The sequence below is a fragment of the Streptomyces sp. NPDC058335 genome (assembly GCF_042723915.1).
In the GTDB taxonomy this organism is placed as follows: Bacteria; Actinomycetota; Actinomycetes; order Streptomycetales; family Streptomycetaceae; genus Streptomyces.
In genome coordinates this window covers 1-8,237 of the sequence record NZ_JBHXHX010000043.1, presented here as the reverse complement: position 1 = coordinate 8,237, position 8,237 = coordinate 1, and the positions used below count along the sequence as shown (strand labels likewise).

Genomic DNA, 8,237 nt, shown 5'->3' with positions numbered 1-8,237 from the left:
GGACTGGGCGGCGGTGCTCGGTGTGACGGGGCGCAAGGCACGGGCCGGTGGGCTGCCGACGTATGCCTTCCAACGCGAGCGCTACTGGCTGGAGAGCGGGTCTGCCGATGCCGTCGGTCAGGGACCGATGCCCGGAGAACACCCCTTCCTGCATGCCGCCGTCACCGTGGCCGGGACCCAGGACGTCCTCTGCACGGCGCAGTTGACGCGGGCCGGGATGCCATGGCTCGCCGACCACACGGTCGCCGGCCGCACGGTGTTACCCGAGTCCGCCCTGGTCGACGCTCTCACCCACATCGGTGATGCGCACGGGGTACCTGCCATCGCCGAACTCACCGTCAGCACTCCCATCCTGATGCCGGACGACGGTGCGCTCGACCTCCAGATACATGTCGGCGGCCCCGACGGCGCGGGGTGCCGCGCCGTCACCGTCCACACCAGGCCGGGCCCCGGCGAGGACTGGTCCGAGCAGGCCACCGGTGTGCTCGCCCCCTGGCCGGCCGAGCCCTCGCCCGCGACGCCCTGGCAGGTACCCGACACAGCACGTCCTGTCGCGGGCGCCGACACCGATCCGCAGGGCGCCCTGCCGTACGGGTCCGGCTCCCAGGCCGTCGAGGCCGTATGGCTGAGCGCTGACGGAACGCGGGCGTACTCGGAGATCCGGCTGCCCGAGGCGGACGGCGACGACACCGGGTACGTCCTGCACCCGACACTCCTGGACGCGCTCTCCCACGTGGCGGCCACCCTCCTGGAGAGCGGCGGACCGCGGCGGGTCGTGCGGCCGGCGGACTGGGCCGGGGTACGCATCCACGCTTCCGGGGCGTCGTACCTGCGCACCACCGTGACCGCACTGGGAGCCGACGCCTTCGCCGTCGAAGCCGTCGACGAGTACGGCGACGCCCTGCTCGCCATCGACCGGCTGACGCTGCGTCCGGTGGACGTCGAGGCGCTCGGCACCGCGTCCGGCCGGCCCGACTCCCTCTTCGTGACCGACTGGCTGCCCTCGGACGCGGACCGGTCGGCCGTGCCGGACGACGCGTGGGCCTACGACACCGACCTGGGCGACGGGCCGCCACCCCGGGCCGTCGTCCACCTCGCCGACCGCGAGGACCCGGCGCTGCCGCTGCCCGAACGGGTGCACCGCGGAGCACGGCGGGCACTCGAACGGGTCCAGCGGTGGGTGGGCGACCCGGCGACGGGCGACTCCCGACTCGTCGTGGTCGTCCGCGCCGACGACCTCGCCCACCAGCCGTTGCGGGGGTTGCTGCGTACCGCCCAGTCGGAGTACGAGGGAGGGTTCGCGCTCCTCGAGGTGGACGACGACGCCGACACGACGGTGCGGGCCGGGCTCGCGGCCGTCGTCGCCGACGAACCCGAGGCGGCCGTCCGCGAGGGCCGGGTCCTGGTGCCCCGGCTCCGCCGGGCGGAGACACCCGAGCAGCCCACGTCGCCCCGGCTCGCGGGGGGCACCGTCCTGGTCACGGGCGCGTCCGGCGGACTCGGCCGGCAGATCTCCCGGCACCTCGTCGAACACCACCGCGTCGGCCAACTCGTGCTGGTGTCCCGCTCCGGCATCGAGCAGGAGTGGGCCGAGGAACTCCGGCGGGCCGGCGCGGACGTGACCGTCGTCGCCGGCGACATGGCGGACCGTGAGACGGCGGCCCGCGTGGTGGGGTCGGTGGCCGACCGGCTGACCGCCGTCGTACACACGGCCGGAGTCGTGGACGACGCGCTCCTGGTCAACCTCCGGCCGGAGCAACTCTCGAATGTCCTGCGGCCGAAGGTCGACGCGGCCTGGCACCTGCACGAACTCACCGCCGGACTGGACCTGGAGGCGTTCGTACTGTTCTCCTCCGCCTCGTCGACGTTCGGCGGGGCCGGCCAGGCCAACTACGGCGCCGGCAACTCCTTCCTCGACGCACTGGCCGGCCACCGGCACGCCCTCGGGCTGCCCGCCCTGTCCCTGGCCTGGGGCCTGTGGGCGGAGAGCCGCGGCATGGGTGGCCGGCTCACCGCCGCGGACCTGGCCAGGACCGCCAGGGCCGGCACCCTGGCGCTCGGCACCGAGCAGGGGCTCACGCTGTTCGACGCATCGCTCACGACGGGCCGCCCGGTCCTGGTCCCGGTCCGTCTCGACCTGGACCGGATACGGGCCGGCGGCTCGGTCCCCCCGCTGTTCCGTTCGCTCGTCCCGGTGCCGACGCGGCGCTCCGCACGAGCCGCCTCGGCCGAGCGCGGGACAAGCCCCTCCCTGGCCCTGAGGCTGGCGGCGATGCCGGCGGCCGAGCGGGACAAGACGCTGCTGGAGCTGGTCCGCACCAGCTCCGCGGCCGTGCTCGGTCACACCGCCAACCAGAACGTGCCGGCGGACCGTGCCTTCAAGGAACTCGGCTTCGACTCCCTGACCGCGGTGGAACTGCGCAACCGTCTCACCGCCGCCACCGGCATCGAGCTGCCGCCCACCCTCGTCTTCAACCACCCCACGCCGCGCGCCCTGGCCGGACACCTGCGGACCGAACTCCTCGGGGAGACAGAGCCCTCCGGGCCGGCGCCGGACGCCGTGCGGGCGGCGCCGGCCGACGAACCGATCGCCATCGTCGCGATGAGCTGCCGTTACCCGGGAGGCGTGGAGTCACCCGAGGACCTCTGGCGCCTGCTCGCCTCGGGCGGCGACGCGATCGGCGACCTGCCGTCCGACCGCGGCTGGGACCTCGACGCCCTGTACGACCCGGACCCGGACACCCCCGGTACCTCCTACGTCCGCAAGGGCGGGTTCCTCGACTCGGTGGCGGAGTTCGACGCCGGCTTCTTCGGCATCAACCCGCGCGAGGCCTTGGCCATGGACCCGCAGCAGAGGCTGCTGCTGGAGACGGCCTGGGAGCTGCTGGAGCGCGGCGGTATGGCCCCGGGCGATCTGCGCGGCACCCGCACGGGCGTCTTCACCGGCACACACGGCCAGGACTACGGCAACCGCGTCCGGGGCGACCAGGTCGACGAGGGCTACCTGGTGACCGGCAACATCGCCAGCGTCCTGTCCGGCCGGCTCAGCTACGTCCTGGGACTGGAAGGGCCCGCCCTCACGGTCGACACGGCCTGCTCCTCCTCCCTCGTCGCCATCCACCTCGCGGCACAGGCGCTGCGCTCCGGCGAATGCACCCTCGCGCTGGCCGGAGGGGTGTCCGTACTGTCGACGACCGAGCCGCTGATCGGGTTCTCCCGGCAGCGCGGGCTGGCCGAGGACGGCCGCTGCAAGGCCTTCGGTGCCGGTGCAGACGGGTTCGGCATCAGCGAGGGCGTCGGTCTGGTCCTGCTGGAGCGGCTGTCCGACGCCGAACGCAACGGCCACGAGGTTCTCGCGGTCGTCCGCGGCAGCGCGGTGAACCAGGACGGCGCCTCCAACGGACTGACCGCGCCCAACGGCCCCTCGCAGGAACGGGTCATCACCCAGGCCCTCGCCCACGCCCGGCTCACCCCCGGAGACGTCGACGCCGTCGAGGCCCACGGCACGGGCACACCCCTCGGCGACCCCATCGAGGCCCACGCGCTCCTCGCCACCTACGGCGCCGACCGCGCCGGGGAGCCGCTGTGGCTCGGCTCCGTCAAGTCGAACATCGGACACACCCAGGCCGCGGCGGGCGTCGCCGGCGTCATCAAGATGGTGATGGCGATGCGCCACGCGGAACTGCCGAGGACCCTCCACGCCGACGAACCGACCCCCGAGGTGGACTGGTCCGCCGGCGAGGTCCGGCTGGTCACCGAGCCGCGCCCGTGGCCGCGCACCGGCCGGGCGCGCCGCGCCGGCGTCTCCTCGTTCGGCGTCAGCGGCACCAACGCGCACGTCATCGTCGAGCAGGCGCCAGCGGTGCGGCAGCCGGAGGACACCGGACCCGCGGACCGTACACCGGTCACCCCGGCCGTGGTCCCGTGGATCCTGTCCGGGCACAGCGCGCGGGCACTGACCGGCCAGGCGGAACGCCTCGCCGCGCACACCACGGCCGAACCCGCCCCGGACGCCGCCGACATCGCCTTCTCCCTCGCCACCACGCGCACCCCGCAGCAGTACCGGGCCGTCGTCCTCGCCTCCGGCACTCAGCAGGGCACCACCGCCACCGCCCGGTTCGCGGCGGGTGACACCGTCGCCGAGGTGATCACCGGGCGGGCCGACGTCGACGGCGGGACCGTGTTCGTCTTCCCCGGCCAGGGCTCGCAGTGGCTCGGCATGGGAGCCGAACTCCTCGACACCGCACCGGTGTTCGCCCGTCGCATCGAGGAGTGCGCGGCCGCGCTGGCGCCGTACACCGACTGGTCGCTGGTCGACGTCCTGCGGCAGGCCGAGGGCGCCCCCTCGCTGGACCGGGTGGACGTGGTCCAGCCGGTGTCGTTCGCGATGATGGTGTCCCTGGCCGCCCTGTGGCAGTCGTACGGGGTGCGGCCCGACGCCGTCATGGGCCACTCGCAGGGTGAGATCGCGGCGGCCTGCGTCGCCGGAGCGCTGTCGCTCCAGGACGCCGCCCGTGTCGTCGCGCTGCGCAGCCGGGTCATCGGCAGGCGGCTCGCCGGCCTCGGCGGCATGATGTCGGTCCAGTTGCCGGCCGACGAGCTGGCCGCCCGCGTCGACGGCCTCGCCGACCGGCTGGAGATCGCTGTCGTCAACGGACCGGCCTCGACCGTCGTCGCCGGCGACCCCGGAGCACTGGACGAACTGCACGCCGCCCTCACCGCACAGGACGTACGCGCCCGGAAGGTCCCTGTCGACTACGCCTCCCACACCTCCCACGTGGAGCGCATCGAGGCCGAACTTGCGGAGGTGCTCGCCGGACTGGAGCCGCGGCCCGCGACCGTGCCCTTCTACTCGACCGTGGACGACGGCTGGATCAAGGACACCACGCTGCTGGACGCCGGGTACTGGTACCGCAACCTGCGGCAGACCGTTCGGTTCGCCGACGGCACGCTGGCCCTCGCCGGCCAGGGGCACCGCGTGTTCCTGGAGATCAGCCCGCACCCGGTGCTCACCATGAGCGTGCAGGAGACCCTGGACGCGGCGGACATCGGCCCGTGCGCCGTCACCGGCACCCTGCGGCGCGGCGAGGGCGGCCCGGACCGCTTCCTGTCCGCCCTGTCCCAGGTGTACGTCCGTGGGGTCCACATCGACTGGCGGACCTGGTTCGACGGCACCGGGGCGCGCCGGGTGCCCCTGCCGACGTACGCCTTCCAGCACCACCGCTACTGGCTCGAGGCGACCGCCGCGACGGGTGACCTCACGTCCGCCGGGGCATCGGCGGCCGACCATCCGCTGCTCGGCGCGATCGTCGAACTCCCCGAGGACGGCGGCGTCCTGTTCACCGGACGGCTGTCACGCTCCTCCCATCCGTGGCTCACCGACCACCAGGTGTCCGGCGTCGTGCTCGTGCCCGGTGCCGCCCTCGTCGAACAGGTGATCCGCGCGGGCGACGAGGTCGGCTGTGGCCACCTGGAGGAACTGGTCGTCGAGGCACCGCTGGTGCTGCCCGAGGACGGCGGCACCCTCCTGCGGGTCGCGGTCCGGCCGCCCGCCGGGGACGGGAACCGTCAGGTCTCGGTCCACTCCCGCTCCGAGCACGCCGAACCCGACGCCCCGTGGACCCGCCACCTCACGGGAACGCTGTCGGCGCACGAGAGCACACCCGGCCCCTTCCCCCACACCTGGCCGCCCGCGGACGCCGAAGCCGTACCGCTCGACGACTACCACCGCACCCGCGCCGGAACCGGCTACGAGTTCGGCCCCGCCTTCCAGGGCCTGAAGGCCGTGTGGCGGCACGGCGAAGAGGTGTACGCCGAGGCCGAACTCCCCGAGAACCTGCGCCAGGACGCCGGACGCTACGGGCTGCATCCCGCGCTGCTCGACGCGGCGCTGCAGGCCGCCGGGTTCACCAACGCCGCCACCGCGGACCCGGACGGCTCCGGCGAGGCCCCGCTGCTGCTGCCGTTCGCCTGGAACGGGGTCGGACTGCACGCCACCGGCGCGACCGCCCTGCGAGTGCGCGCCGTACCGGCCGCGTCCGGCGGGGTCGCACTGGAACTGGCCGACCAGTCGGCCAACCCGGTCGCCACCATCGAGTCGTTCGTCCTGCGCGCCACCTCCGCCGACCGCCTCGCCGAGGCCGGCACCACCCCGTCCGACTCCATGTTCCGCATCGACTGGACCCCGACGGCACAGACGGTTCCCACCGGCCCGGCCGCGGCCACGGACGTCCTGGACCTCACCGAAGCCGGTGACGGCACGGGCGCCGCCCGAGCCCGCGCCCTGACCGCCCGCGCGCTGGACGAGGTCACCGCCTGGCTCGCCGAGCCACGAGCCGACGACACCGGCGACACGGCGGAGTCCCGCCTGGTCGTGCTGACCACCGGCGCGGCACCCGCCGAAGGCTCGGCCGCCGAGCCCGACCCGGCCGCCCAGGCGGTCTGGGGTCTGCTCCGCTCGGCGCAGACCGAACACCCGGGCCGAATCGTCCTCGTCGACGTCGACGGGACGCGCGAGTCGGCCCGCGCGGTTCCCGCGGCCGTGGCCACGGCGACGGCCTCGGGCGAACCACAACTCGCGGTGCGGGCCGGCGGAACGTACGTCCCCCGGCTCGTCCGGGCCACCACCGAGGGGACGGACATTCCCGTCCTCGACCCGGAGAGCACTGTGCTCATCACCGGCGGCACCGGACTGCTCGGCGGCCTCGTCGCCCGCAGACTGGTCACCGAACACGGCGTACGCCACCTGGTCCTGGCCGGGCGGCGCGGACCCGACGCACCCGGCAGCGCCGCACTCCGGGCGGACCTGACGGCGCTCGGAGCCACCGTCACCATCGAGGCATGTGATGCGGCGAACCGGGAGGAACTCGCCGCCGTACTGGCCCGCGTCCCGGCCGCGCATCCGCTCAGGGGCGTCGTGCACACCGCCGGCGTCCTCGACGACGGCGTGCTGACCGCGCTCACCGCCGAACGGCTGGACACCGTGTTCGCGCCGAAGGCGGACGCCGCCTGGCACCTGCACGAGCTGACCGCCGGACTCGACCTCGACCTGTTCGTCCTGTTCTCGTCCGGCGCCAGCGTCTTCGGCACCGCGGGCCAGGGCAACTACGCCGCCGCGAACGGCTTCCTCAACGGTCTCGCCCAACTGCGGCGCGACCAGGGTCTGCCAGCGCTCTCCCTGGCCTGGGGCCTCTGGGAGCAGGCCAGTGCCATGACAGGCCATCTCGACGACACCGACCTGCGGCGCAGCCGCCGCGGCGGCACCCGCACGCTCGGCTCCGAAGAGGGCATAGCCCTCTTCGACGCCGCGCTGCGGCTGCACGAGCCGCTGCTGGTGCCGACCAGGCTCGACCTCGCGGCCGTACGCCGCGAGGCCGCCGACGGGAATGTCCCCGCGCTGCTGCGCGCACTCGTGCGGCCCGCCCGCAAGGCGGCCGCCCGCGCCGGTGAGGCCGGGGCGGCCTCCTTCGCCGACCGGCTGGCGCGACTGCCCGAGGCCGACCGTGCCAAGGCCGTGGCCGACCTCGTGCGCGGCAGCGCCGCCGCCGTCCTCGGCCACGAGGGAGCCGGATCGATCGACGCCTCTCAGGCCTTCAAGGAGGTCGGCTTCGACTCCCTCACCGCGGTCGAGCTGCGCAACCGGCTCACCGAGGCCACCGGACTGCGCCTGCCCGCCACGATGGTCTTCGACCACCCGACCCCGGCCGCGCTGGCCGTCCACCTCCAGGAGCGGCTGCTGGCCGGCTCCGCCCCCGCGGTGCCACCCGTCCTCGCGGAACTGGAGCGCCTGGGGCGGTCGCTCACTGCGGCGGCGGGGGACACGGAACTGCACGAGCAGGTCTCCGCACATCTCCAGAGGCTCTCCGCCGTATGGGCCGAGACCGTCAACTCGCCTGGGCCGGAGGCGGAGTTCGACATCGAGGGTGCCAGCGACGACGAGATCTTCGATCTCCTCGACAGCGAGTTCGGCTCCACTTCCTGATTCACCGACAGTCTTGCGATCCATACGTGGGGGGCGGATCTACATGTCCGACGACGTCAAGAACTCCGACACCAACGACAAGCTCCGCGCCTATCTCAAGCGCGCGGTCGCGGACCTGCAGAAGGCCAACAAGCGGCTGCGCGACATCGAGGCGGAGAAGAACGATCCGGTGGTGATCGTGGGGATGGCGTGTCGGTTGCCGGGTGGGGTGGAGTCTCCGGAGGATCTGTGGCGTCTGGTGTCGGACGGTGTGGAT

At 74.0% G+C, this 8,237-nt stretch carries 2 protein-coding genes; both read left to right on the top strand.

What is annotated here, in order from left to right:
- The first annotated feature begins 22 nt into the window (after nucleotides 1-22).
- Complete coding sequence (locus ACFWJX_RS40515) at nucleotides 23-7,981, top strand: SDR family NAD(P)-dependent oxidoreductase (RefSeq protein ID WP_383252120.1); 7,959 nt, start codon at nucleotides 23-25, stop codon at nucleotides 7,979-7,981.
- Nucleotides 7,982-8,024: 43 nt separating this feature from the next.
- Nucleotides 8,025-8,237 (top strand): polyketide synthase docking domain-containing protein (locus tag ACFWJX_RS40510; protein ID WP_383252118.1); only part of this gene is annotated, 213 nt, incomplete at its 3' end.